General features: G+C 70.4%; 20 protein-coding genes. 12 read left to right on the top strand and 8 right to left on the bottom strand.

Annotation, left to right across the window (positions count from 1 at the left end):
* Positions 1-157: 157 nt before the first annotated feature.
* From MXD95_RS00235 to MXD95_RS00245, 3 genes are all read left to right on the top strand, one after another.
* The gene (locus MXD95_RS00235) at positions 158-1,825 is read left to right on the top strand and encodes an LCP family protein (protein WP_250638436.1); all 1,668 of its coding nucleotides are present in this window, start codon (positions 158-160) and stop codon (positions 1,823-1,825) included.
* Positions 1,822-2,892, top strand: coding sequence for a TIGR03089 family protein (locus tag MXD95_RS00240; RefSeq protein ID WP_250638437.1), 1,071 nt, complete (start codon positions 1,822-1,824; stop codon positions 2,890-2,892). The genes MXD95_RS00235 and MXD95_RS00240 overlap by 4 nt, the downstream gene beginning before the upstream one ends.
* 219 nt (positions 2,893-3,111) lie before the next feature.
* Positions 3,112-4,623, top strand: a complete 1,512-nt coding sequence (locus MXD95_RS00245; protein WP_250638438.1) for a UDP-glucose dehydrogenase family protein — start codon at positions 3,112-3,114, stop codon at positions 4,621-4,623.
* Here the strand turns inward: MXD95_RS00245 and MXD95_RS00250 are convergent.
* A complete protein-coding gene (locus MXD95_RS00250; protein WP_308301415.1) occupies positions 4,540-5,202 on the bottom strand; it encodes a carbonic anhydrase in 663 nt (220 codons plus the stop codon). The genes MXD95_RS00245 and MXD95_RS00250 overlap by 84 nt on opposite strands.
* 397 nt (positions 5,203-5,599) lie before the next feature.
* On the opposite strand from MXD95_RS00250, the gene MXD95_RS00255 reads away from it, so the two are divergent.
* The 4 genes from MXD95_RS00255 (at position 5,600) to MXD95_RS00275 (ending at position 10,615) form a co-directional block, all read left to right on the top strand.
* On the top strand, positions 5,600-6,115 hold the full coding sequence (locus tag MXD95_RS00255) for a GtrA family protein (protein WP_250638617.1): 516 nt from the start codon (positions 5,600-5,602) through the stop codon (positions 6,113-6,115).
* 353 nt (positions 6,116-6,468) lie between these two features.
* Entirely contained in the window at positions 6,469-7,797 is a 1,329-nt protein-coding gene (locus MXD95_RS00260; RefSeq protein ID WP_250638439.1) for a hypothetical protein, read from the top strand.
* A gap of 1,500 nt (positions 7,798-9,297) precedes the next feature.
* A complete protein-coding gene (locus MXD95_RS00270; protein WP_250638440.1) occupies positions 9,298-9,957 on the top strand; it encodes a hypothetical protein in 660 nt (219 codons plus the stop codon).
* A 46-nt stretch (positions 9,958-10,003) separates the two neighbouring features.
* Positions 10,004-10,615, top strand: a complete 612-nt coding sequence (locus MXD95_RS00275; RefSeq protein WP_250638441.1) for a hypothetical protein — start codon at positions 10,004-10,006, stop codon at positions 10,613-10,615.
* 57 nt (positions 10,616-10,672) lie between these two features.
* On the opposite strand, the gene MXD95_RS00280 is transcribed toward MXD95_RS00275, so the two are convergent.
* Both MXD95_RS00280 and MXD95_RS00285 read right to left on the bottom strand, forming a co-directional pair.
* The gene (locus tag MXD95_RS00280; protein WP_250638442.1) at positions 10,673-11,212 is read right to left on the bottom strand and encodes a PH domain-containing protein; all 540 of its coding nucleotides are present in this window, start codon (positions 11,210-11,212) and stop codon (positions 10,673-10,675) included.
* Between the two features lie 77 nt (positions 11,213-11,289).
* Positions 11,290-12,171: a biotin--[acetyl-CoA-carboxylase] ligase gene (locus MXD95_RS00285; protein ID WP_518454979.1), complete on the bottom strand. Its 882-nt coding sequence runs from the start codon at positions 12,169-12,171 to the stop codon at positions 11,290-11,292.
* 249 nt (positions 12,172-12,420) lie between these two features.
* Between MXD95_RS00285 and MXD95_RS00290 the strand changes: the two genes are divergently transcribed.
* The 4 genes from MXD95_RS00290 (at position 12,421) to MXD95_RS00305 (ending at position 16,893) form a co-directional block, all read left to right on the top strand.
* Positions 12,421-14,016 carry an acyl-CoA carboxylase subunit beta gene (locus MXD95_RS00290; protein WP_285223463.1) on the top strand — a complete coding sequence of 532 codons (1,596 nt, stop codon included), beginning with the start codon at positions 12,421-12,423 and terminating at the stop codon, positions 14,014-14,016.
* 228 nt (positions 14,017-14,244) lie between these two features.
* On the top strand, positions 14,245-14,499 hold the full coding sequence (locus MXD95_RS00295; RefSeq protein ID WP_250638444.1) for an acyl-CoA carboxylase subunit epsilon: 255 nt from the start codon (positions 14,245-14,247) through the stop codon (positions 14,497-14,499).
* A gap of 162 nt (positions 14,500-14,661) precedes the next feature.
* Entirely contained in the window at positions 14,662-16,428 is a 1,767-nt protein-coding gene (locus MXD95_RS00300) for an acetyl/propionyl/methylcrotonyl-CoA carboxylase subunit alpha (protein ID WP_250638445.1), read from the top strand.
* Between the two features lie 60 nt (positions 16,429-16,488).
* The gene (locus tag MXD95_RS00305; RefSeq protein WP_250638446.1) at positions 16,489-16,893 is read left to right on the top strand and encodes a DUF5313 family protein; all 405 of its coding nucleotides are present in this window, start codon (positions 16,489-16,491) and stop codon (positions 16,891-16,893) included.
* A gap of 1,206 nt (positions 16,894-18,099) precedes the next feature.
* Here MXD95_RS00305 and MXD95_RS00310 read toward each other — a convergent pair.
* Positions 18,100-19,581: an NAD(P)H-quinone dehydrogenase gene (locus MXD95_RS00310; RefSeq protein ID WP_250638447.1), complete on the bottom strand. Its 1,482-nt coding sequence runs from the start codon at positions 19,579-19,581 to the stop codon at positions 18,100-18,102.
* A 189-nt stretch (positions 19,582-19,770) separates the two neighbouring features.
* Between MXD95_RS00310 and MXD95_RS00315 the strand changes: the two genes are divergently transcribed.
* Entirely contained in the window at positions 19,771-20,211 is a 441-nt protein-coding gene (locus MXD95_RS00315; protein WP_250638448.1) for a gamma-glutamylcyclotransferase family protein, read from the top strand.
* Positions 20,212-20,361: 150 nt separating this feature from the next.
* On the opposite strand, the gene MXD95_RS00320 is transcribed toward MXD95_RS00315, so the two are convergent.
* The 4 genes from MXD95_RS00320 to MXD95_RS00335 all read right to left on the bottom strand — a co-directional run bounded on the left by MXD95_RS00320 (position 20,362) and on the right by MXD95_RS00335 (position 25,640).
* Positions 20,362-21,588, bottom strand: coding sequence for an amidohydrolase (locus MXD95_RS00320; protein WP_250638449.1), 1,227 nt, complete (start codon positions 21,586-21,588; stop codon positions 20,362-20,364).
* Positions 21,589-21,607: 19 nt separating this feature from the next.
* Positions 21,608-22,822 carry a glutamate--cysteine ligase gene (locus tag MXD95_RS00325; protein WP_250638450.1) on the bottom strand — a complete coding sequence of 405 codons (1,215 nt, stop codon included), beginning with the start codon at positions 22,820-22,822 and terminating at the stop codon, positions 21,608-21,610.
* 126 nt (positions 22,823-22,948) lie between these two features.
* Entirely contained in the window at positions 22,949-24,967 is a 2,019-nt protein-coding gene (aspS, locus tag MXD95_RS00330) for an aspartate--tRNA ligase (protein ID WP_250638451.1), read from the bottom strand.
* A 310-nt stretch (positions 24,968-25,277) separates the two neighbouring features.
* Complete coding sequence (locus tag MXD95_RS00335) at positions 25,278-25,640, bottom strand: hypothetical protein (protein ID WP_250638452.1); 363 nt, start codon at positions 25,638-25,640, stop codon at positions 25,278-25,280.
* Between the last annotated feature and the right edge of the window lie 149 nt (positions 25,641-25,789).

Here is a 25,789-nt window from a genome sequence, read left to right on the forward strand (position 1 = left end):
CGAGCGCAGGCATCCCGGCCCCGGCCCCGGGGCCGGGATCACCAGGGTCGGGACAGCAGCCAGCTCCGGGACGGCGAAAGCTGGCGGGCCCTCAGCGTGGAGCGCCTTCCCAGCCGGGCGGGACACGCCCGTTCGAGGACGGGACACGCCCACGCGAGTGCGGCCCGCCCGGCCAGAACGCCTGCTTCCGCCGCATCTTGATCCTCGACGGCGCCGTCGACGGCGTCCGCTCCCGCAGCGTCTGATCCTCGCGACGTGCGCGGCGCTGTCCGGGCTGGTGCTCGCCTGCACCTCGCTCGGCTGGGCGGCCTATCGCCATTTCGACGACGCCGTCACCCGGGAGAACTGGAACATCGCCGGAACGCGGCCGGTCGGCGCGGTGGGTGCCGAGAACATCCTGCTGCTCGGCGACGACAGCCGAGAGGGCACGGGCGGCGAGTACGGCACGGTGGACGGCGTCCGCTCGGACACGACGATCATCGTCCATCTCGCCCGGGACGGTTCGGCGACGCTGCTGTCGTTCCCGCGGGACATGCTGGTTCCGGTGCTTCCACGCGGCAAGGCGTCCGCCCACGACGGGCGGGCCAAGCTCACCGAGGTGCTGAACCTTGCCGGGGTCCCCGGGCTCGTCGCGACCCTGGAGTCGATCACCAACCTCAAGATCGACCACACGATCTCGATCGACCTCGCCGGCTTCCGCGCCATGACGGACGCCGTGGGCGGCGTCACCGTGTGCGTGACCCCCCTGCCGGACGGCAGCACCCGCAACCTGCACGACATCATGTCCGGCTGGAACGGCCAGCTCGGCGAGAACCGGCTGGACGGAAGGTCCGCCCTCGCCTACGTCCGCACCCGGTACTCGCTCGGTGACGAACGGCTGCGCATCCTGCGCCAGCAGCAGTTCCTCGACCGGCTGCTGCAGGCCGCGACCAGCGCGGGTGTGCTGACCAACCCGGCGAAGATCTCCGCACTGCTCGGCGCGGTCGGCAGCTCGCTGCGGGTCGACTCCGGACTGGACCAGGCCGCTCTGCTCGGCCTCGCCCGCAGAGCCAGCCAGGCCGGCAGGCAGACCCGGTTCCTCACCGTTCCCACCCGCATAGCCCTGCCCGCCGACGGCGCGATCGACAGCCGCGGCACCGTGCCGCCGCACGGCGCCGTGCTCATCGCCGACCAGGCCGGACTGGACCGCATCCTCACCCCGCTGCTGCCCGCGGGCGTGACGCTCCCGACCGCCGACCCCGAGAGCACCCCCGGGGCGGCGTCCGCCGGCGCGGCCCCGTTGCCGTCGGTGCCGTCTTCCTCGGTGGTCGTGTCCGCCGTCCGCAACGCCACGCAGCGCACCGGACTCGCCGCCCGCACAGTCGACGGCCTGCGGGCTCTCGGATTCACTGGACCGATGACGACCTCGACGACCGTCGCCGCGGACCGGACGGAGATCTACTACCCGCCGCGGCTGCAGGACCAGGCCCGCGTCCTCGCCGCCCGTCTGCCGGGCAGCCGCCTGGTGGCGGGTACCGCACCAGCGCCCGTACCAGCGCCAACATCGGGCGCAGGCGCCGGGGCGACCGGCTCCACCGGCGGCCTCGGCGGTTCCGCGGGCACCACGGCGACCTCTTCCGCATCGGGCCCGGCAGGCTCCGCGGCGGGCGCGCAGGGAATCGTCGTCGTCCTCGGCGCCGATTTCCGCGGGCTGACCACGACCGGATCGTCCTCGGCGCGCAGCACACCGGCCGCCAGCGCCACCCCGGGCGACGCCGCGTCCGCGATCACGGGCATCACGTCCGCGGCCGCCGGTACCCCCGCCGACACCTCCTGCACGCCGTGACCGCCCCCTCCGCGCGGCTGGCACTCCCGGCCGGCCTGACCTCCGCGGCGCATCTGGTGACCACGTCCGCGCCGACACCGACGCAAGGCCCGCCCGGCGACCACACGCCATCCGGGCAGGCCCCGACGACGGTCGGCTCGGGAGCTTTGGGAACGGGCGCGCGCGGTGTCGCCGACCTGCTCGCCCGCCGGGTCGCCGCCGACCCGGCTCGCCCGCTCGTGACGTTCTACGACGACGCGACGGGCGAGCGCGTCGAGTTCTCCGCGACGACGCTCGACAACTGGGTGGCCAAGACCGCGAACCTTCTGGTGGACACCCTCGGCCTCGGGCCAGGCGACCAGGTGGGGATGGACCTACCGACCCACTGGCTCGCCCTGGTCGTGGCCCTGGCCACCTGGTCCGTCGGCGGCGAGCTACTCCTCGTCGATCGCACGGACGGCAGTGTCGATCATGCGGATGGCGGCCCGCCGGACGCTACTCGCCCGGGCGCCTCCCGACTCGGCGCCACCCGACTGGGTGCGCTGTTCATCGCGGAGGACCGGCTCGACGCGACCGGTGAGCTGGTCACCGAGGAGACCGTCGCGCTTTCGCTGCGCCCTCTGGGCGGGAGAATGACCCGGTCCGTTCCCGGTGTACTGGACTTCGCCGCCGAGGTACCGCCGCACGGTGACCGTTTCGTCCCGCCGCCGGCACCGCCGGCGCAGCTCGAGCTGGTACAGGCCGCGCTGCGCACGACGCACGCGTGGCGGCTCGCGGCGCCGGACCGGCTTCTGGTCACCGCCGCGCCGCACAGCGCGCCGGGGCTTCTCGGCGGCCTGCTCGCTCCTTTGGCGGCCGGGGCATCCGTCGTTCTGTGCCGGCGGCTCGACCCTGACCTGCTCAGCCGTCGCCTGCGGACCGAACGCGTCACCGCGATCGTGGCCGCCACGCCGACCGACGCCGCATTCCCGGCGGGCGCTGCCGCGGACGGGGCCGCCGACCGCGCGGGTGACGGGAAGGGTGACGCGGCGGCCCGCGCGGGCTCCGCGACGGGGGTGCGAGCCCTTCACCTGCCACCTCCGGACTGAAACCACCCCGTTCAGGGTGAGGGATGACCCCTTGCGGATGAGGCACGATGGCGCTCCACGTCCAGCCGGCCGTCGTGGGTATTAGCTACGCTAGGGAGTCGACGCGTCACCCATGGAGCTGGTGACGCGTCCGACCGAGGCGAGGCCATGGTTCTGGCTCCGCCCGGGCAGCCGATATCCCCGGAACGGTTGATCTCCCTCGAAGCGGAGGAGCCAAGCGTGGGTGGACAGATCAACGCGCCGATCAGCGTCATCGGCACCGGCTATCTGGGCGCCACCCACGCGGTGTGCATGGCCGAACTCGGCTTCGAGGTTCTCGGTGTCGACATCGACGCCAACCGGATCCGCCGGCTGGCCGCGGGCGAGGTTCCCTTCTACGAGCCGGGGCTGGGCGCCCTGCTCCGCAGGAACCTCGCGGCGGGCCGGCTTACCTTCTCCCGCTCGCTCGCGGAGGCCGTCGACCATGCCGACGTGCACTTCATCTGCGTCGGGACACCCCAGCGCCCCGACTCGCAGGCCGCTGACCTGCGTCATGTGGACGCGGCGGTCAGCGGGCTGATCACCGCCGGCCTCGGGCCGCGCGCCCTCGTGGTCGGCAAGTCGACGGTCCCGGTGGGCACCGCCGCGCGGCTCGAGGCTCGCATCAGCGCCGCCATGCCCGGCGCCGAGCTCGCCTGGAATCCCGAGTTCCTGCGCGAGGGCTTCGCCGTGGACGACACCCTGCATCCCGACCGGCTGGTCTTCGGGGTCGCACCCGGCGGGCGGGCCGAGACCGTCCTGCGCGCACTCTACGCCCCGATGATCGACGACGGGACGCCCGTCGTCGTCACCGACTACGCCACCGCGGAGCTGGTGAAGGTCGCCGCGAACGCGTTCCTGGCCACGAAGATCTCCTTTATCAACGCCATGGCCGAGGTGTGCGACGCTGCCGGAGCCGACGTCGTCGACCTCGCCGGCGCCCTGGCCCACGACGACCGGATCGGGCCCCTGTTCCTGCGGGCCGGCATCGGGTTCGGCGGCGGATGCCTGCCCAAGGATGTGCGGGCCTTTCAGGCCCGCGGCCGTGACCTGGGCGTCGGCCCGGCGCTCGCCTTTCTCGGCGAGGTGGACTCGATCAACGCCCGGGCCCGGGAACGGGCGGTGGACCTGGCCCGTGAGGTCCTCGGCGGCGACCCGGTCAACCGGGCGGTCGCCGTGCTGGGCGCCGCGTTCAAGCCGAACTCTGACGACATCCGCGATTCACCGGCACTGGGTGTAGCCACCGCGCTGCGCCGAGCCGGCGCGCTCGTCGCCGTGTACGACCCGGCCGCGACGGCGAACGTGCGGGCTCGCCATCCGAACCTGCACGTCGCCGACTCGGTGATCGGCGCGGTGTCGGGTGCCGAGCTCGTGCTGGTCCTGACCGAATGGCCGGAGTTCCGTGATCTCGACCCGTCCGCCCTGCGCCGACACGTCGCCCGGCCGGTCGTCATCGACGGCCGGGGCGTTCTTGACCCGCTCGCCTGGCGGGCAGCCGGCTGGACCTACCGAGCCCTCGGCCGGCCGGCCGGCCCGGGCATGACCCGTCACGCCGCCTCGAGCCAGCTGCGAGAGCGGCTCCAGGCGGACCCGCGCCATCCGGATCACCAGCTGTCCGAGCGGCACCGCTCAGAGCGGAACCTCCACCAGGGCGCCGGTGTCCACCTGGTAGACGAAGCCGCGCACCGACGTCGTGGCCTGCAAAAACGGTGAGGACCGCAGGATACGCAGCGACAGCCGGACGTCCTCCTCGACGTTCTCGAACGCCTGCACCGACCACTCCGGCCGAACTCCGGTGTCGCGTTCGAGCTGGTCGCGGAATCCGACATCAGTGATCATCTCCATGCCGCAGCCCGTATGGTGCAGCAGGATGATCTCGCGCGTACCGAGGGCGTTCTGGCTCACCGCGAGCGATCGCACGATGTCCGTGGTGACAACCCCGCCGGCGTTGCGCAGGATGTGCGCGTCCCCCTCGGCGAGGCCCAGCAGTGCCTCGACGTTGATGCGGGCATCCATGCAGGCCACCACGGCGACGCCGAGCTCCGGCGGGGCCGGGAGCGCCCCGCGCAGCCCCGCCTCCTCCCGGCGGGCCGGGTTGCCGGCAGCGTAGGTCAGCAGGGTCGCCGTCGCCGTCGCCCCGTCATCCACCGCACCCGCCGGGCGCGGCCTGCCCACGGCTCCCGTCCCGGTGGGTGCCACGGCCCCGACGGGTCCCACTGCCCCTCGCTGTGCCGCCTGACCTGGCACCGCCGACTCGTTGACGTCCGTCACGACCTGTCGCTGAACTGACATCGCCATCAGCCGCGCAGCCGCGCGCCGACGTGGACCGAGTGACTGTCTGCGCAGTTCATGGTGTCCATCCCTCCCGATCGATGGTGCCGTGTCCCGCGATGTCAGGATGCCGTCCCGCTGCCCGGGCTCGCCAGCAATCCCCACATTCGTCAGCTCCGCCACTCCGCATCGCCCACCGCTACGGAACCATTGCATCACCCACCGTAGAACGGGGAACACCGCTACGGTGGATCAGACACCGAGCACCGACGATCCGATCGCTGTCGGCGACATCACGTCCGGAGGGTCGACGGCCGCGGCGGCCCTCCCGGCGCCCGACGGAGGGGGTGGCCCGGCGTCGGTCTCCACGCAGCCGGTACTCTCCTCGGGTGGTGAGATTCGATCGAGGCCGCCCGTGGTGAAGCACCGACAGGCACGGTCGCCGGTGCACGTACTCATCCATGAGGTGGGCAAGTTCGGGCTGGTCGGCGGCGTCTGCTACGCCATCGACTTCCTGGTTTCCAACCTGTGCCACACGCTTCTGGGAATGGGCCCACTCAGCGCGAAGACGATCTCGACTGTGGTCGCGGCCACCTTTTCCTATATCGGGAACCGGCAGTGGTCCTTCAACCACCGAGCCCGCACCGGCCTGCGTCGCGAGTACGCGCTGTTCTTCGCTCTGAACGCGATCGGCCTGGTGATCGCGCTTGGCTGTCTCGGGTTCGCCCGTTACGTGCTCGACCTGCGCGGTGTCCTCGCCTTCAACCTGTTCGGCAACGTGATCGGCACCGGGCTCGGCACCGTGTTCCGTTTCTGGGCGTACAAGAAGTGGGTCTTCCTGCACCCGGACGACCCCAAGGCGTCGCCCCGGCCCACCACCCTCACCACGGACACCCGCCCACAGCGAGTCCCGGAGCACGCCGGGCGGGTCTGATCACGGTCGTGACCGCCGGGATCCGGATCGCCGCGGCCGGCTTCGGTGTTCCCGCGAACGCCCTGATCGTCACATCGATACCGATCGTTCCCTCTGCGCCGATCACCCCCTCTGCACTGATCGCCCCATCGATGCCGGTCGGCCGTTCGGTGTCCAGAAGGCGACCGTCTACCCGCTTCGCCGGCCGACCCCCTACCATCGGTACGAACCTGGTCTGGGGCTGACCGTCCGCGGTGCCCCGTCGCCCACCGGGTACCAGCGCAACGGAGTGGCCGACCATCAGGATGCCGTTCCCTCCGGCGCGACGGAATGCGCACGGCAAGCGCCTTCGCGCGGCACAGGAGGAACGCATCATGCAGCCACCGGGCTCCCGCTACCCGGACCCGGACCCGGACCCGTACGACGAGCAGACCCGCATCGTGGGCGAGGAGCCCGGCGGATGGCCGTCGAACAGCGGATATCCGAACAGCTCGGCCGGATACTCCGACCCGGCGCAGCCCGGCGGCGAGGAGCCGCAGACCCAGGTCCTGCCGGACGGCTACGCGACGAACGCGTACTCGGGTCCCGGTCAGGCCGGTGGCAGTGGCGGCTATCCGCCGCCCAGGCCAGGCGGCGCGGCCCCCGGCGGCTACGGTCAGGATCCCTACGCCGGCCAGGGCGGGTCGCAGGCGGACCCGTACGGCACCCCATCCGCCGGGTACCAGCAGCAGTCGGGGTATGCGGCGCCGGGCGGCTATTCGTCCCCGTCCGGCTATCCGGAGGGTGGCTACCCCGAGACCGGGTCCGGGGGCGCCCAGAGCTACGGACAGCAGGGCTACGCGCAGCAGAGCTACGGACAGCAGGGTTACGCGCAGCAGGGTTACGGACAGCCCGGCTACCCTGCCGCCGGGCAGTACCAACAGCCCCATGACCAGCAGGGCTACGGACAGCAGGGTTATGACCAGCAGGGCTATCCGACGCAGGGCTATCCGCCTGCGGGCGGTTACGGCGGTTACCCGCCTACCGGCGGCGGGCCGGGGCAGGGCGGCTCGGGCCGCAAGCGAGCCCTGATCATCGGAGCGGCCGCGGCCGTCGTGCTGCTCCTCATCATCATCATTCCCGTCATCCTGCTCAGTGGCGGTTCGGACGACAAGGACAAGCCGACGGTCTCCGCATCGGCGCCTCCTGTCGTGAGCACGTCGGCACCGACCACCCCCAGCCCGACACCGTCGGACTCGCCCAGCCCGTCCCCGAGCCTGTCAGCGAGCGCGGCCGGCGGGCTGAGTCCCGCGGAAAGCTCGCTGCTGGCCACGTTGGACACCTCCTCGATGACCGACTGCGAGCCGAACAGCGCGGCCGAGGGCGGCCACATCCTGGCCTCGCTCTACTGCCACTCCGACGATGGCAAGGTCGTCGCCGCGTACTCCTACGCCACCCGTAGCGACCTCGACGCCGACGTCGAGGTGCGCAAGTCCCTGGTGACCACCACGGATGGCACCTGTAAGAGCGGCCAGGACGAGGTCTTCACCTGGAACTTCCACGAGGGCCAGACAGTAGGCACCGCGATCTGCAACACCCGCAGCAGCGATCACTTCCTCTACTGGTCATACAACTCCAAACTGGTCGGGTTCATGGCCACGGGATCCGACGGCGCCGCGCTGTACGAGTGGTGGAGCAGCTTTGATCCGGTTCCGCAAGGCTGAGCCATCCCGGATCTTGGCGATCTCGGCGGGCGGCAATAGGGCTGCATTTGTTCACCAGTAGCCCTATACCGAACGTATCCGGACGGTAATACGCCTACGCTGGGAACCGTATCCGTCACCAACTCGGGAGGAACCGTGCCGAGTCCCGGCAGTGGCGACGAGGACGCGCCACGCCCCGCCGAACAGCCGCCGTACCAGCCGTTCACCGGGGACGGTCCGGACCCGAGCACGGAGTTCGACGACACCGAGCGGACGGTTCTGCAGCCCTCCCGCCCACAGTCGCCGGTTCCCAGGCCCGGCGGCGACCCCTGGGCTGTGCCGAACGGGCCGCAGACGCCTCCCTTCGGCGGCGGCCCGGCCGGGGGGCCCCGCGAACCGATGCGACCGCCCGGCCCCCCTGCGGCCACGCCGCCACCCTGGCGCGGTGGTCCACCCGGCGGTTTCGGTGGTCCGGCTGGGCCGCCGAGCCAGGCCGGACCCTTCGGGCCACCGGGGACGGCGAGGCCACCGGGCCCGCCAGGTCCGCCAGGTCCGCCAGGTCCGATGGTGCCGCCTGGAGCCCTGACACCACCCAGTCCGAGCATGCCCCCGGGACCGCCCGGGCGTCCCGGGCCGCACACCTCGCCGGGGACCGTGGGACTCCCCAGGCGACCGGGGCCACCCGGCCCGCCTGTCGCGTCCGGGCCGCCCGGTTCACCCGCGTCCACCGGACCGCGTCGCGTCCCCGGGTCGCCCGTTCCCCCCGGATCACCGGCCGTGTCGAGAGGACTGGTTCCGCCAGGGCCGTCTGGTGGTCTGGCTGGGCCGCCAGGGCCGCTGTACCACGCACCCCCCGGCCACCCGGCGCACCCCGCGGGGCCGCCGGCGACGCCCAACGCGGGCGGGCCCGCTTCGTACACCGGCGGGCCGCCCGGCTCTGGCGTCATCGGCGGCGAGCCGACCGGGAGCGACGAGGACGGGCTCACCTACCGGTTGAGCCCGCCGGCACCGGCCGCGGCTCCCACACCAGTCCCCCCAGCGGCGAGGTCCACCGGACCGTCAGATCCGTGGGGGGCACCCACCGGGCCAGGTGGCGGTCCTGCGCCGACGGCGCGGCGAGGGAGCGCGACGGGAAACAGTCCCACTTTCACCTCCGCCGTCCCAGGTCCTGGCGGCCCGGGCGGGCCCGGTGGCCTCGCACCGGGTGGCTCGCCCGATGGCGGCGGCGATGCACAGACCGTCCACGACGGCACGCCCGCCTCTTCGGGCGTGGCTCTGTCGAAGTCCGGCGCGGCGACCGGGCGATCCGACCGGCCCGACGACGCGTCCGGATTCACCAGCCTGCCTCTACCGGTCATACCGGACGGCGTCCTACCGGGTCAGCCCAAGCGCCCCTTTGCCCCATCCGAACGTCCTTTCTCCCCGCTCGAACGCCCCTTTTTCTCCCCTGAGCAGGGTGTCGACCATCGGGACCAGCTGCCCGGCCTGTCGCCCGGCCTGCCCGCGCCGCCGATGCCTCCCATGCCTACCGCAGACGGGCCGTTCGGGTCCCCCCTGCCCTCGCCCCTGCCCACGGGCGTGCCAGCGGGAACAGCTGGGCCGGACGGGGCGGACCGGAACAAGATCGCGATCGACCGGCGTCTGTTGTTCGCCGGCGCCGGGGTGCTGCTTGTCCTCGTCGTTGTCTTCGCCAGCCTCACCTTCCTCGGCGGCAACTCGTCGGGCCCGACGGCAGAGGCAGCCGCGGGGGCACCAGCGCCCGCCGCCTCCGGCAACCCCCGTGACGCACTGCGGGCCCAGTTGAACCAGACGGTGATGACCGGCTGCACGGCTCCGGCCCGCAGCGACAGCGCCTACGCCGACGCGACGCTCAACTGCCAGACCCCTGGCGGCGTCAAGGTGTCCGCGTTCCACTTTCCCAACCGGTCCGCGGTCGACCGTCAGATCGGCGCCCGCGAGGCTTTCTACTTCGACGAAGGGAACTGCGATGACGGTCAGCAGAGTTCCGAACGATGGAGCTCACCAGAGGCCGGGGGCGGCGACCGACTCTGCTACTTCTACGCCAAGAACTTCTACGAGTTCTGGACGTACGACAACCGGCTGATCGCGTTTTCCGTCGACGACGTGGATGCGGGCCGGCTCAACTCCTGGTGGCACTCGTTCGACCCACTGCGTCACTAGAACCACCGCGTTTGTCAGGTGGCTGAGGAGGAGGTCGCGCTCGCCCATGCGGGGTTCGATGCCGCGACGGCTGGTGGGCGCCGCAACCCTGCTGGTGGTCCTCGCGGGCGGCGGGATCGTCTTGGGCCTGCTCGCCGGCGGGCACACGGGCGACGGCTCAGGTGGGCCAGCATCCGCGTCCCCCACGGCGTCCACCGCCACCGGCGTGCCACGTGTGGCGTCCACGCCAACCCTTGATCCGGCCGATACCAGCCTGGTCTCGGCCCTGCGCCCCTTCGCTGTCACTGACTGTCATTCCGCTCCACGAGAGGGAGCCGGTGTGGTGGCGGCGGTGAGCTGCACGCCGGGCAGTTCGACCGCGGCGGCCGCACCGGCGGCACTGTTCATCGTCAGGTTCGCCTCCGCGGACACCCTTCAGGCCGACGTCCGTCGGCGGTCGGCCGGGCTCACCGACACCGGCGGAGGCTGCGCGCAGGGACGCAGCAGCGCCGAGCGCTGGGCGCACAGCTCCCACCGCCGCGGCACCTTCATCTGCCAGGCCTCCCCCGGCCGTTTCGCGGTCTACTGGACCGTGGACGACTCCACGGTCGGCTTCGCGGCCGAGGAACCCAGCGCCGACCAGTTCCTGGCCTGGTGGCGCGACTACGACCCGATCTGACGGCCACCCGATCAGGCGCGGTGCTCGTCAGACGGCACGCTCCCGCGCGCGATCAGATCATCCGCCCGCGGACCATCCGCCGCGCCGGGGGCTCTCCGACGAGCCACCGGCCTGATACCGCGCCGCGAGCCCGCCTAGCGTCTCCTGCACGCGTTCGACGTGCGGCACGCAGGACAGGGCGATCCGCCCCCGCTGACCGCCTGTGTCGACGATGAGACGGCCGGATCCCACCCATTGTTCGAACAGGCTCTGCGCGATGGTCGCACCGATCAGCCGGGCCAGCGGAACGTCGTGCCCGGACCGGGTGACCACGCCTTCCCGGATCACCAGCCGCCGGTTCGTGACGACGTAATGGGTGGTCAACTGGCGCAGCCACGGCAACGCGCCCAGATAGGCGATCGCGCCCAGCGCCACGATCAGCACCAGGTACTGAATGGGTTTCTGGACGACGCCGCCCGGCGCGAAGAAGACGCCGATGACCGCGAACACCAGGGCCGCCACCGTCCACAGAGCTGGGACGATCAGGCTGACCCAGTGCGGATGCAGGTGGACGACCACCTCTTCGTCCGGAGCGAGGATGTCATCGGGGAACGCCACGGTGACGATCGTCGCACTATTACCCGGCAGACCACACGCCGCCCTCCGGAGCCAGCCAGGAGTGTCGGCCGCGGCCGTCACCGCAGGTGAATCACGTCCGCCGCGCTGTAGGCCTCGCCGTCCACCACCAGACGCCCCTCAGGATCGATGTCCGTCGCCGTACCGATCCGGGCCTGTCCACCGGGCAGTTCGACCCGGACCTGGCGCCCGAGGGTGGAACACACCCTCAGGTAGTCGGCGCGGGCGGCGCCCGGATCAAGCTCCCAGCGCGTCAGGGCGTCGGCCAGCTCCGCGAGAAGTGCTCCGAGAAGCTCCGTTCGGTCGAGCCTGGCCGGCTGTGCGCCGCACAGGTGCAGGCTCGTGGACCGTGGCGGCAGCTCGTCGCGCCGCGCGTGCACGTTCAGGCCGAATCCGATGACCACCGAGGGAGGCACCGCCGGAGTCGGCACGAGCTCCACCAGGATCCCGGCCAGTTTCGCACCGTCGACCAGCACGTCGTTGGGCCATTTGAGTACGGCCGGAACCTCTGCCCTGGTACGCACCGTCGACACCAGCGAGGTACCCACCACCATCGGAAGCCAGCCCAGTCGCGCGGGCTCGACCGCCGTGCGGACCAGCAGGGAGACGGTGATCCCGGCGCCCGGACGGGATTCCCAGGTCCGGTCCAGTCGGCCGCGACCAGCCGACTGCCGCTCCGCGGCCAGCACCAAGCCGCGCGGCGCGTCGGCGCCCCGCCAGCTGCGGGACGCCTCGACGAGCGTGGCGTCGGTCACCGTGCCGCGGGCGACCCGCGCCAAGGCGGCGTTGGTGGAGTCCATCTCCGACCGGACCGTGACGCCGAGCCCGGAGGCGGCAAGCAGCGCCGCCAGGCGGGCCGCGTCGAGGGGACGACGGGTGCCCGAGATATCCGAGATGTCCGAGATATTCGAGGTATCTGAAGTGTCCGAGGGCACGTGCACCAGCACAGCGTGGCAGACCGGCACGCCCCCGGCCCGCGGGCCGCCGCACCGCCGCCGCACCGCCGCCGGGCCTGATCCGCCGCCGGCTCACCGCCGCGAGGCCGAGTGACGGCATTCCGCAGCGAAACGCTAGTTCTGTGACGTGCGATACGACAGGACACCTCTGGACCCACCGAAGGCGCGTAATCGATGAGATCAACTCCACATGAGTCGAGCGCGTGGGCGCGCAACGGTCGTACGCTGCGGCCTATGGCTCTTCCCGCGACCGCTGAGGATTCCGCACCCGACCCGCACACAACCGCAGGGCGACTTGCTCAACTGCGGCGCGTGAACGATGAGGCTGTCCATGCTGGCTCTCAGCGGGCCGTGGACGCGCAGCACGCCAAGGGCAAGATGACTGCCCGCGAGCGGATCACCGCGTTCCTTGATCCGGGCTCGTTCGTCGAGACCGACGCCTTCGCTCGCCACCGAGCGCACGACTTCGACGTCCAGGCCAACCGTCCGTACGGGGACGGTGTGGTGACCGGATACGGAACGGTCGACGGAAGGCAGGTCTGCGTCTTCAGCCAGGACTTCACGGTCTTCGGCGGAAGCCTCGGCGAGGTCTTCGGCGAGAAGATAGTCAAGGTCATGGATCTGGCGCTCAAGACCGGCTCCCCGGTCGTGGGCCTCAACGACTCCGGTGGAGCCCGCATTCAGGAGGGAGTCGTCTCCCTCGGCCTCTACGGCGAGATCTTCTACCGCAACGTCATGGCATCGGGCGTCGTCCCACAGCTCTCCCTGATCATGGGGCCGTGCGCGGGCGGGGCGGTCTACTCCCCAGCAATCACCGACTTCACCCTGATGGTCGACCAGACGAGCCACATGTTCATCACGGGCCCGGACGTCATCAAAGAAGTCACCGGCGAGGACGTCGGGATGGAGGAACTCGGCGGAGCCGCCACCCACAACTCGCGCAGCGGTGTCGCCCACTTCCAGGCTGCGGATGAGGCCGAGGTCCTCGAACTCGCTCGGGCTCTGCTGTCCTACCTGCCCTCGAACAACCTCGAGGACGCCCCGGTCTATGACCCGGTGGCCGACCTCGATGACGAGGTCGATCCGGATCTCGACACGTTCATTCCGGACTCGCCCAACATGCCGTACGACATGCACCAGATCATCGAGCGGCTCTTGGACGAGGGCGATTTCCTCGAGGTTCACGCGCAGTTCGCGCAGAACCTGATCGTCGGGTTCGGCCGCGTAGACGGCCGCTCGGTCGGCGTGGTCGCCAACCAGCCGATGCATTTCGCCGGCACTCTCGACATCGACGCCAGCGAGAAGGCCGCCCGTTTTGTCCGCACCTGCGATGCGTTCAGCATTCCGGTGCTCACGCTCGTCGATGTACCGGGCTTTCTTCCGGGTACGTCCCAGGAGTGGAACGGGATCATCCGCCGCGGCGCGAAGCTGATCTACGCCTACGCGGAGGCAACGGTACCCAAGGTCACCGTCATCACCCGCAAGGCCTACGGCGGCGCCTACGACGTGATGGGCTCCAAGCACCTGCGCGCGGACATCAACCTGGCCTGGCCGACCGCCGAGATCGCCGTGATGGGCGCCCGAGGCGCTGTCAATATCATCTACCGTCGCGAGCTCGCCAAGTCCGACTCGCCGGAGACCCGCCGCGCCGAGCTGATCCAGGACTACACGGACCATTTCGCCACGCCGTACATCGCCGCGGAACGCGGCTACCTCGACGCCGTGATCAATCCGTCGGAGACCCGCCGGGAGATCATCCGCGCACTGCGCCTGCTGCGGAACAAGCGTGAGTCGCTGCCGCCGAAGAAGCACGGGAACATCCCGCTCTAAGGAGCGGTAACACGCCGAGGAGAGGATCACCGGCCGCGGGCCAGCGCAGATCCCCGGTGCCGGCGCCGGGCGCCCAGGCGCCGATCGCCCGGGCCGGCGCCAGGCTCCCATCAGCCCCGGTGTTGGTACCGGGCCCGCCGCGCGGAACCGGCACCTACACCGGGACGCATCAACGTAGGCGGACATCCCCGGCGGCACCGCCGTAACACGTCGAGCAGGGAGAGGAACGTGGCCCAGGAAGAGGACGGGCAGGCCGGTCGACCCACACTGCGACTGATCCGCGGAAACGCCACCCCGGAGGAGATCGCCGCGGTGGTGGCGCTGCTGGCGGCCCAGTCGGTGGCGGCGGAACCGGAGCCACCTTCCGTCCGGTCCGGATGGTCCGATCCCGCACAGGGGCACCGCGGACCGCTCCACGCCGGACCAGGCGCCTGGCGCCGGTCCGGGCTGAGCCCGGGCGTCCGCACCCGCGCCGGATGGTGAGCAGATGACGTCTTTCTGGCGCAATACGGGCGCATGAGACGCGTAGCGGTGTGCTGACCGTGCGGACGGAATGTCTGTGCCGTCACACCGAAGGTCAACAAGAGCGAGCAGGGCGGACCGACCCGCCTAAAATCAGGCAGGCCGGACGAGGACGGGAGCAACGTGCGTAAGATCCTCATCGCTAACCGAGGCGAGATCGCGGTTCGGGTGGCCCGAGCCTGCCGGGACGCCGGGTACACCAGTGTCGCGGTGTATGCCGAGCCGGACATCGACGCACTGCACGTGCGGGTCGCTGACGAAGCCTTCGCCCTCGGTGGAAACACGCCCGGTGACTCCTACCTGCGTATCGACAAGATTCTGGATGCCTGTAAGGCGTCCGGTGCTGACGCCGTCCACCCGGGCTACGGCTTCCTGTCCGAGAACGCGGACTTCGCCGAGGCCGTGATCGCCGCCGGGCACACCTGGATCGGACCTCCGCCCGAGGCCATCCGGCGGCTCGGGGACAAGACCGCCGCCCGCCACATCGCCTTGGAGGTCGGCGCCCCGCTTGCCCCTGGAACAGCGGATCCGGTGGCCGGCGTCGAGGAGGTCGTCACCTTCGCGAATCAGTACGGACTGCCCGTGGCAATCAAGGCGGCGTTCGGCGGTGGCGGCCGTGGCCTCAAGGTCGCGTGGACGGCGGAGGAGCTGCCCGAGCTGTTCGATAGCGCCGTGCGCGAGGCGGTTGCGGCGTTCGGGCGGGGCGAGTGCTTCGTCGAGCGCTACCTGGACCAGCCGCGGCATGTGGAGACCCAGGTGCTTGCGGACACCCACGGCAACGTGGTTGTGGTGGGCACCCGAGACTGCTCCCTGCAGCGGCGCTACCAGAAGCTGGTCGAGGAGGCCCCGGCGCCGTTTCTGACCGAGGCGCAACTCGCCTCGCTCTACGACGCCTCCAAGGCGATCTGCCGCAAGGCCGGCTATGTCGGCGCGGGAACCGTCGAGTTCCTGGTCGCCCGCGACGGAATGATCAGCTTCCTCGAGGTGAACACCCGTCTTCAGGTGGAGCACCCGGTGACCGAGGAGGTCTCCGGTGTCGACCTGGTACGGGCCCAGTTCCGGATCGCCGAGGGCGAGGCGCTCGACTTCACCGATCCGGCTCCCCGGGGCCACTCGATCGAGTTCCGGATCAACGGTGAGGACCCGGGTCGCAACTTCCTGCCCGCGCCGGGCACCGTCACCACGTTCGTCGCGCCGGCGGGCCCAGGTGTCCGCCTCGACACGGGTATCGGGAGCGGAAGCGTGATCGGGGGCGCGTTCGACTCGCTGCTCGCCAAGCTCATCATCACGGGCGCGACCCGCCAGGAGGCACTGCAACGTGCCCGGCGAGCGCTCGACGAGATGGTCGTCGACGGCATGGCCACCGCGCTGCCGTTCCACCGCGCCGTCGTCCGGGATCCGGCCTTCGCGCCCGAGGACGCCACGGAGCCGTTCCGCATCCACAATCGGTGGATCGAGACGGAGTTCGACAACACCATTCCCGCGTTCATCGGCGGAACGGACGCCGACACCACCGTGCCCGAGCGGCAGGCCGTCGTCGTCGAAGTCGGCGGCAAGCGCCTCGAGGTGGTGCTTCCGGCCGGCCTCGGCGCCGCGACAGCCGCCGGCGCCGCGGGGAAGGGCTCCGCGCCCAAGCGGCGCTCCCGGGGCGGCGCAGCGGCCGCCAAGGTCACCGGGGACGCGCTGACCAGCCCCATGCAGGGCACCATCGTCAAGGTGGCGGTCAGCGAGGGTGACACGGTGGCAGCCGGAGATCTCATCATCGTCCTCGAGGCGATGAAGATGGAGCAGCCGATCAACGCCCACCGTGACGGTAAGATCACAGATCTCGCCACCGCGGTCGGTTCGGTCGTCACCAGCGGAGCGGTCCTCTGTGAGATCAAGGACTAGACGCCACCTCCTCGCCGTTCGCTGTCCTCGCTGCGCCTCGTCGCTTCGTAAGCTGCGGGTATGAACGGCAGTGAGGACAGCCGGACGGCCGGCGGCCAGCACGCGAGTCCGTCGGCGGTGGACAGCGCCAACACCGGCCGGCCGCCGCTGACCGGCCGGGTTCACTACCTGCTCGGCGGAACTCTCCCTCCGGCCTACAACGCATGGGTGTCGCATGACCTGACCGGGCCCGGATGGCGGGTGCGGCAGGCCATGCGTCCCCTTCTTCTGCTGCTGCCCTTCGCCGTGGTCTTCGCCCTTCTTCCCGGGCAGCCCGCGGTACGCGCCGTCGCCGTGGGATTCATCCTGCTGGCCGGCCTGGGCCTGGGGTTCGCCACCGGCAACTACTTCCGGAACCGGCGCCTCGAGCAACACGGATTCCCGCCTGTCTCCTCCCCACCGGATGATCCGGCAGATGCCGAGTGAAGGCGCCCCGGCCACGAGCAGCTGATCAATAGTCACGGTAGTCGTCCAGGCGGGCATGGAGCCGATCATCCGTCGGCGTCCGCCAAGTGAGGTTGCCCGACTCGGGCTGTTCCAGATCCCAGTTCCAGGCGGGCCCGCCGACGGCCGCCGCGAGCCCGCCCCGCCCGTGAGAGGTCTGCCGCTCCCGGCGATGCTTGGCACGATGATGCCGGCGGCACAACGGCCCAGGATTCCGTTCACTGGTAGACCCCCCTCCGACCAGGCAACCGTGTGGTCCAGATCGCAGGCTGTGGCCGGTGTGGAGCAGCCCGGCATCACACACTCGGTGTTCCGTAGCCGCACCTTCCGGGCCAGGGCCGCCGACGGATAGCGCCGGTCGGCAACTTCGATCAGCTCGCCGTCCGCCGTCGGCCAGGGATTCTCTGTCCCGTCCACCGCGGGGAGAGCCGGCCGCATCTCGGCGAATCTGGCGCGAACCGACAACCGCTCTGCCTGTGCCCGCGCCGCGACCTTCGCGGCCGACTCATCATGCGTCAGACAATCCACGTCCTCCGATTCGGCAAGTCCGCGCCCTCCCACCCGTATGTCAGCCCACCAGTCCTGCGCATCGCCGGTCAAGGCAACACCCGTCACTGCCGCCAGTCCTCCCCGGGCAGAGGATGTCCGCTCCGTCGTGGAACACGACTTGGGTATCATCGCCCACCCCTCCAGGATGCCGGCAAGAAAAGAAGGACGTACTCCTGCGAAATCATGGGAAGGCCGACCGGCTGGACCCGGCATCACATTCGAACGCACATTCGAATCTTAGTCTGACGGCGAATTCCTGGCAAGCCCCGGAAGAAAACTTGGCGGCACGGTTCGCCGACGTCCAGAGGCCGTGAACACAACCTCGAGGAAGCAGCTTGGCCGAAGGTCTCGAACCTGGGTGGCACCATCAGCAGAAATAGCGGCCATCACGTGCGTCCACGCGCACCAGCGGAACGTGGCCGACGGACCCGACAGGAACCTCGAGAAAGATACCGACCACAACACCGAGGAGAATTCGCTTCGGCGGATGGTGGATATGCACGCCCGCCCGTCCTATGCTTGGGCCATCACCGACACGGGAGAACACGCGGCCGCCAGCAGGCCAGCAACAGAGTTCGCCTGGCCAGGGAGGGCGCTCGAGATGCGGCCCCGAACCACGTGGAGAGAGCAAGCTTCCAGTCAGGCCGGGTTGTCGAAACCCGCGAAGAAGTCGCGTGGCCGCAGCACCCGCGCCGCCTCGGTGATCGATCCGGACAGCGAAGGATAGATAGAGAAGGTGTGAGCGATCTGGTCGACGGTGAGACCATGTTCGACCGCAAGAGCGATGGAGAGGATAAGCTCGGATGCTCGTGGCGCGACGATAACTCCACCGAGAACGCTACCGCTACCCGGTCGGCAGAAAAGCTTTACGAAGCCATCCTCAATACCCATCATCTTGGCACGTGGATTTCGCATGAGCGGCACGGTGGTCACCTCGGCGGCCACCGCTCCGGTATCCTTCATGACCTGCGTCATGCCGACGGTGGCTATTTCGGGCTCGGTGAAGATATTGGACGAGACGGTGCCGAGCCGAAGAGGGCTGACGGCCTCACCGAGGGCATGCCACATCGCAATGCGGCCCTGCATCGCCGCGACCGAGGCCAGCGGCAGGACGCCGGTGCAGTCCCCGGCCGCGTAGACGCCGGGCACCGATGTGCGCGACATCCGGTCGACATTGACGTGCCCACCAGGTCCAAGGCGAATACCCACACCAGTGAGCCCGAGGTCCCGCGTCCTTGGTACGGAACCGACGGCCATGAGTGCATGGCTACCGGTGACCGCTCGGCCGTCGGACAGCTCGACTATCACTCCGTCCCCGATCCGACGCACGGAGGAGGCTCGCGAACGGTTGAGTACTTCGATTCCTCTGCGCACAAATACGTCCTCGATGACGCGTGCGGCGTCCGGGTCCTCGCCCGGCAGAACCCGCTCCCGAGAGGAGACCAGGGTGACCTCCGCCCCTAGGGCCCGGTACGCACTCGCGAACTCGGCACCTGTCACACCCGAGCCGACGACGACGAGATGTTCTGGAATTTCCTTGAGGTCGTACAGATGACGCCAGGTCAGGATCCGCTCACCGTCGGGCTGCGCGGTGGGCAGGTTCCGCGGAGAGGCGCCCGTCGCGATGAGGACGACATCGCCGACGAAGGTCTCGCCGTTGCTCGCCTCGACCGCGTGCGGGCCGACCATGCGCCCGGCTGCATGCACCACCTCGACCTTCTCTCGCTCCAGCCGCCGCTCGATGTCCCGGGACTGTGCCTTGGCGAGGTCGCGGACCCGCTCGTAGACCTGTTCGGGGTCAACCCCGACAACCTCGGGCGGGGTGAGCGTGGGTGCGTCCGACTCCGAACTCCCAGGCATTCCCCAGGCGACCGCCGGCACCGTCACGTCCGCAGTCACGCCGAGTCCCCGCGGCCGAATGCCCAGCCCCGGAGCAAGTGCGATATTTGTCATGGTTTCCGACGTAGCAATAAGCGTCTTGGAGGGGACGCAGTCGGTAAGGACGCAGGCCCCACCGACGCCGTCCACGTCGACGACCGTCACCGACGCCCCTAGCGACGCCGCGACGAGTGCCGCCTCGTAGCCCCCTGGGCCCCCACCGAGAATGACGATGCGCGTCACGAGTCCTCCCAATCCAACCTCACCTGTGCTTATCTTCCCCCGTCTCGACATCGACGCTCCTCCCGGTACGGACAGCTCCGTAGGATCACAGGCGATGTCTCCGCCGGGAGGGCGCCATAGATCACGAAGGCTCCGCAATCAAGCAGAATCGCGCAGACCCGATAACACACCGTAACCCGAAAGATTCCGATGACCTTGTACGCGGCCTATGCCGGCAACCTCGACCCTGCGCAGATGAAGGAGCGGGCGCCGCATTCACCCGTGACCGGCACCGGATGGATCAACGGCTGGCGGCTGACCTTCGGCGGCGAGGACGTCGGATGGGACGGCGCGCTCGCGACCATCGTTGAGGCGCCTGGAGCGCATGCGTACGCGCTTCTTTACGATCTTGATCGGCACGATCTGGAGCGGCTGGACATCTGGGAAGGAGCGGACACCGGGCTGTACACCCGGATCCGGGTACGGGTGCACACTCTCGACGGCGAGGCACTCGCGTGGACGTACATCCTCAACTCCTACGAAGGCGGACTGCCGTCGCGCTGGTACCTCAACATGATCGCGGACTCGGCAGAGAAGGCCGGGGCGCCGGCCGACTACGTCGAGGAGCTTCGCACTCGCCCAACCGCATAACGCAACACCCAGGTGGAGGGCAGCTGCGGCGTCCGACCTCGGGCAGAAGGCGCGGCGCGGGACGACTGGGCACGGACGGAAGACGGCGCGGTGACGGCGAGCCCACTCAGCCAGCTCTGACGGCCAGTGGGCTTCGACAGCCAGCGGCCCTTACTCGACAGCCGGCGGCCGGCGAAGCAGCTCGAGAGCAGAACCGGCCAGCAGGCGGACCCCCACGCCGATCGCCCGTTCGTCGACGTCGAAGGCACTCTGGTGAAGATCGTAGGTGGGTCCGCCAGGGACACGAGTCCCGAGCCGGGCCAGCGCGCCGGGAACCTGATTGAGGTACCAGCCGAAGTCCTCGCCCCCCAGCGACTGCGCAACCGTCGCGGACGCGCCGTGTCCCAGCGCGGCGTCCACGACGGACTGGAACACGTCGACCACCTCCGCGCTGTTCACCACTGGCGGGACACCGCGGTGGTAGTCGACCACGATCTGGGCACCATAGGGGGCCACGAGCTGCTCGGCGAGCCGCGTCACCAGCTCCGGAACGGCCTCCCAGGTCTCCCGGGACAAGGTGCGCAGGGTGCCGCGGAGCTGGCCGGAGCGCGGGATGGCATTGGTGACGGTGCCGGCCTGGATCTGGCCCCACACCAGCGACAGGCTCGAGCGCGGATCAATGAGGCGCCCCAGCGCAGCCGGTAGATCCGCGGCGAGGCGCGCCAACGCGTAGACCAGATCGACCGTGTTCTGCGGACGCGAGGTGTGTCCGCCGGGACCGGCCAACGTGATCTCCAGCGCATCGGCGGCCGAGGTGATCGGCCCGGCTCGCAGGCCGATCATGCCCGCGTCGAGGGCCGGGTCGCAGTGGACAGCGATCGCGGCGGACGCCGGCTTGAGCGCCCCGGCGTCGATGACGTCGAGGGCGCCCCCCGGCATCAGCTCCTCGGCCGGTTGGAACACCAGGCGCACGGTGCCGGACAGCGGGACCGAGCGCGCGTACTCGGCGAGCGCCAAGCCAGCACCGAGCACCACGACCGTGTGCACGTCATGGCCGCACGCGTGGGCGACCCCGGGCACCGTGGACCGGTACGGCACGTCCTTCGTGTCCGGCAGCGGCAGGGCATCCAGGTCGGCGCGAACGACCACGACCGGTGCGGCAGGGTCGTCGGCCGCGTCGGCCGCGTCGGCCCCGATGTCACACCACAGGCCCGGGACGTCCGGCAGGCTCCGCGGGAAAAGCCCGGCGGATCGCAGCCTCGCCGCGATCTGGCCCGCGGTGCGGCGTTCTTGGCGGCCGAGCTCCGGATGGGCGTGCAGATCCCGACGGAGCGCGATCAGTTCGGATTCGTGGGCGGCCAACCAGCCTGCGACCGCGGCGATCTCGTGCGCCTCCATGTGCCGGCCGGGCACCTCCTCACAGTCCGGGAATCCCTACAGACCTGGACGCCGACCCGGGCGGCGGTGTCGGACCTGACGGGTGCGGACACTTCGCGATCGGACGCCCACCGTCCATCTCCGCAAGCAGGGTATCGACGACCGGGAGAAGATCCCCGCCGGCCCGCCGGGCAACGTCGCGCTGCCGGGAGCTGCTCGCCCCGATCTCGACGATGGAAAGGACGTCGGACAGTTCCTCGACACATCCCAGCCGGCGCGCGACCGGCAGAAGATCCTCCACCAGATCCACGAGATCGGTGCGGACGGAGCGGACTGCCCCCCGGTCGTCGATCATGATCTGGGCATCGAGGCCGTAACGTGCCGCCCGCCACTTGTTCTCCTGGACGAGCCAGCGCTGTGGCGTGGGCAGGCGGTAGCCGCGGTCGATTTGGGTGTTCATCCGGTCGACCAGGCACTGGGCGAGAGCGGCGACCGCGCCCACCTCCATCAGCGTCGGCAGGCCGTCACAGATACGAAGCTCGACGGTGCCAAAGTTCGGATGCGGCCGGATATCCCACCAGATCTCCCGGATCGTCTCGATGGTCCCGGAAGCGATGAGCGTCCCCATGAAGGACTCGAATCCCGGCCAGTCCTCCAACGGGTAGGGCAGCCCGGCGGTCGGCAGGCTCGCGAACACCTGCGAGCGGGACGAGGCAAGCCCCGTGTCGTCGCCCAGCCAGTACGGCGATGACGCGGACAACGCGAGGAAATGCGGGATGTGCGCCATGAGCGCATTCATGATCGGCATGGCCTTCTCCGGCGAGCGAACGCCGACGTGGACGTGCACGCCGAAGATCAGCAGCCGGCGGGCCAGCCACTGCATCTGCGTGACCAGCCTGGCGTACCGGTTGTCCTCGGTGATCCGCTGGCTGGCGTAGTCGCTGATGGGATGGGTGCCGCTGCACATCAGCCCCATGCCGTGGCGTTCCGCCAGGTCACGTAGCACGGACACGGTACCGGCAAGGTCGGCGGTGGCCTCGCCCACCGATCCGCAGACACCGGTGATGACCTCGATCGTCGAGTCGAACAGCTCGTGCTTCGCCTTCGCCGCATCCTGCTCGCCGAGCTTGGCGCGCAGTTCGTCAAGGATCACGCTCGCGTCGCCCCGCAACTGCCGGGTCTGGTAGTCGACCAGCTGCAGCTCCCACTCGATGCCGAGACTCGAGCTCGTCGACGATGAGAAGGGAATCCGCACGCACGCTCCTCGGATCGGGGCCGACACCGGCCTCGGGCAGCCGTCGCCGACCCGCCACGCACGCGTCCCGCACCAGCGTCCGGCACGGGCGTTTCGGCAGGGGGTCAGTACCCCCTGCCGCCGCCGCTATCCGTTCAAGGCGGCCCCGGACACGGCAGAGACCCCAGAAGCGCCGGAGGCACCCGCGGCTCCGCCTGGCGCGGCACCGCCTGGCGCACTCCGCCCGTCCGAGGCGACCGCACCAGCCGAGGCGCCAGCAGCCGAGACACCAGCAGCAGCGGCACCGCCCTGAGCACCGGACGATCCGGCCACGACCCTCACGCCGAGTTCCCGCAGCTGGCGGTCGGCGACGGGTGTCGGCGCACCGGTGAGCGGGTCCAGGCCGGACTGGGTCTTCGGGAAGGCGATCACCTCGCGGATGTTCTCCTCCCCGGCCAGGATCGCGACCAGCCGGTCGATGCCGACGGCGAAGCCGCCGTGCGGCGGGGCGCCATAGCCGAACGGGGTGAGGAAGAAGCCGAACCGCTTGTTCGCCTCCTCCGGCGAGATGCCGAGCAGACCGAAGATACGCTGCTGCAGCTCGCTCTCATGGATCCGGATCGAGCCGGACCCGAGTTCCCAACCGTTGAGCACCAGGTCGTAGGCGCGGCTGCGCACCTCGAGCGGGTCGGTCTCGAGCTTGGCCAGGTCGTCGGGGTGCGGCCGGGTGAACGGGTGGTGCCCGGGCTTGGGCCGTCCGGTCGTCGCGTCGATTCCGACGAACAGTGGGAAGTCGACCACCCAGACGAACCGCAGCGGCCCCTGGCCGGCCGGCGGGCGGCCGAGGTCGTTCCGCAGTTGGCCGAGCACCTCGCAGGTCGTCGACCACTCGTCCGCGACGAGCAGCAGCAGGTCACCCTCCTCGGCGTCGGTGGCCGCGACGATGCCCGCGGCCTCGGCGTCCGAGAGGAACTTGCGCACCGGCGACTCGAGCGTGCCGTCAGCGCCGACCCGCATCCAGACCAGCCCCTTGGCACCCAGCGACTTGGCCCGGTCGGTGAGGTCGTCCAGTTTCCGGCGGTTGTGGCCCGCCGAACCGCCGGGCACGCGGATGCCCTTGATCGCGGCAGCTCCGGCGAAGGCCTTGAAACCGCTGTTCGCGAAGATCGCGGTGAGTTCGACCAGCTCCATCCCGAAGCGCAGGTCCGGCTTGTCTACACCGAACCGGTTCATCGCCTCGTGCCAGGTGATCCGCTCGATGGGCGGCACCTCGCCACCGGTCTCGTCAGTACCGCCCACGCCGGCGGCCCGGCCCCGGACCACTGCGCGGGTGGCGGCGAGCACCGCGGCGCTGATCACGTCCAGCACGTCGTCCTGGTCGACGAAGCTCATCTCGATGTCGAGTTGGGTGAACTCGTACTGCCGGTCGGCGCGCAGGTCCTCGTCCCGCAGGCAGCGCGCGAACTGGAAGTACCGGTCGGTGCCCCCGACCATGAGCAGCTGCTTGAACAGCTGCGGCGACTGCGGCAACGCGTAGAAACTGCCCGGGAACTGCCGGGACGGGACGATGAACTCCCGTGCCCCCTCGGGGGTCGACGGCATGAGCAGCGGCGTCTCCACCTCGACGAAGTCGAGCGGCGCCAGCGCCGTGCGCATCGCGCCGAGCACCGTCGAGCGGGTACGCAGGTTGCGCTGCATCCGCTCCCGCCGAAGGTCGAGGTAGCGGTAGGCCAACCGGGTCGACTCGTCCACGGCGTCGGCCCGGTCGTCCAGTGGGAACGGCGGCGGCGTCGCGGTGGAGAGGATCTCCACCGCGCAGTCCCGCAGCTCGATCTCGCCAGTGGCGAGCCCCGGGTTCGCGGTGCCCTCGGGCCGGATGACAACTGTGCCGGTGATGCGCAGCACGTACTCCGAGCGGACGTCGACCGAGCCGTCCACGACGACCTGAACGAGCCCGCTGTGGTCCCGCAGGTCGACGAAGGTCAGCGCCGCCCCATGCTGGCGGCGGTGCGCCACCCAGCCGCAGACGGACACCATCTGGCCCACATGCTCGGCTCGCAGGTCGCCGCACAGATGCGTGCGCATGGCCGTGCGCCGCCCCCCGGACGGGGTGTCCCCCCGCCCCGGAATGGGTAGCTCGCCGGTGGCTGGCTGGGTTGTAGTCATCGGTCCGTCGTTCCCATCGCTGTCCGATTCGGCCCACCGCGCCGCGGACGGTCCGCCGCTGCCGTGGCGACATCTGTGACGTGGACGTCCAGCGCATCCAGGACGCCCGCCGCCCGCATCTGCCCGCGGCCGACGGATGTCCGCCGCGGGCAGATGCGGCGACGTCATCCGTGGTGACATCGTCACGCCCGCCGTGGGTTCCCTGCCGACCCTATCGGCCGCCGGACCGCGACAGTCCGCTGTGGCCACCCGCGGGCCGTCTACGGGCCATCCGGCCGAACCGGTCGCCGGCCACCCGAACGCCGGGACGCTATCGGCGTAGGGCCCGGATGAACCGGGCGACCTCCGTGCGCAGCCGGGCCGGGACGCGCAGCACCTGACGGCCGCGCGGCGAGCTGAGCTCCACGGTGATGACGTCCCCGTGCCGGACTCCGCGCGACGACGAGACCTCCCGACGGTCGAACACCACGTCAAACCAGTCACCCTCGCGGGGAAAGGGCGCGACGACCAGCAGGCGCCGGTCCGTCAGCACGATCCAGCGGGACATTCCGACGCGGCGTCCCACGAAGGTCTCCGCCCTGGACACAAGCCGTCCGGCGCCCTCGGGGTCGGTCAGCCGGCCGCGCAGCACCACCTCAGTGAACTCGCCCGGTTCGAGCGGGATGGTCGGCATTCGGCGATGCGACGGCAACAGGGGCACGAACGCCAGTGTCCCCCACCACCCCGTACAGTCGCCGCGTGCAGGAGCAGCCGCGGCCCAGGGCGCAGCCGGAACGGGTAGTCCACCCGGGCGGCCCGCGACCACCAGCCCAGCAGAGCGGG

This window comes from Frankia sp. AiPa1 (genome assembly GCF_023243075.1).
Taxonomy (GTDB): domain Bacteria; phylum Actinomycetota; class Actinomycetes; order Frankiales; family Frankiaceae; genus Frankia.

What these genes read in the sequence shown, in the direction of transcription:
- MXD95_RS00275 (WP_250638441.1), top strand. Translation starts at nt 10,004, where the DNA reads ATGCGGGGTTCGATGCCGCGACGGCTGGTGGGCGCCGCAACCCTGCTG.
- MXD95_RS00320 (WP_250638449.1), bottom strand. Translation starts at nt 21,588, where the DNA reads ATGGAGGCGCACGAGATCGCCGCGGTCGCAGGCTGGTTGGCCGCCCAC.
- MXD95_RS00290 (WP_285223463.1), top strand. Translation starts at nt 12,421, where the DNA reads ATGGCTCTTCCCGCGACCGCTGAGGATTCCGCACCCGACCCGCACACA.
- MXD95_RS00305 (WP_250638446.1), top strand. Translation starts at nt 16,489, where the DNA reads ATGAACGGCAGTGAGGACAGCCGGACGGCCGGCGGCCAGCACGCGAGT.
- MXD95_RS00260 (WP_250638439.1), top strand. Translation starts at nt 6,469, where the DNA reads ATGCAGCCACCGGGCTCCCGCTACCCGGACCCGGACCCGGACCCGTAC.
- MXD95_RS00250 (WP_308301415.1), bottom strand. Translation starts at nt 5,202, where the DNA reads ATGTCAGTTCAGCGACAGGTCGTGACGGACGTCAACGAGTCGGCGGTG.
- MXD95_RS00335 (WP_250638452.1), bottom strand. Translation starts at nt 25,640, where the DNA reads ATGCCGACCATCCCGCTCGAACCGGGCGAGTTCACTGAGGTGGTGCTG.
- MXD95_RS00270 (WP_250638440.1), top strand. Translation starts at nt 9,298, where the DNA reads ATGCCTACCGCAGACGGGCCGTTCGGGTCCCCCCTGCCCTCGCCCCTG.
- MXD95_RS00315 (WP_250638448.1), top strand. Translation starts at nt 19,771, where the DNA reads ATGACCTTGTACGCGGCCTATGCCGGCAACCTCGACCCTGCGCAGATG.
- aspS (WP_250638451.1), bottom strand. Translation starts at nt 24,967, where the DNA reads ATGACTACAACCCAGCCAGCCACCGGCGAGCTACCCATTCCGGGGCGG.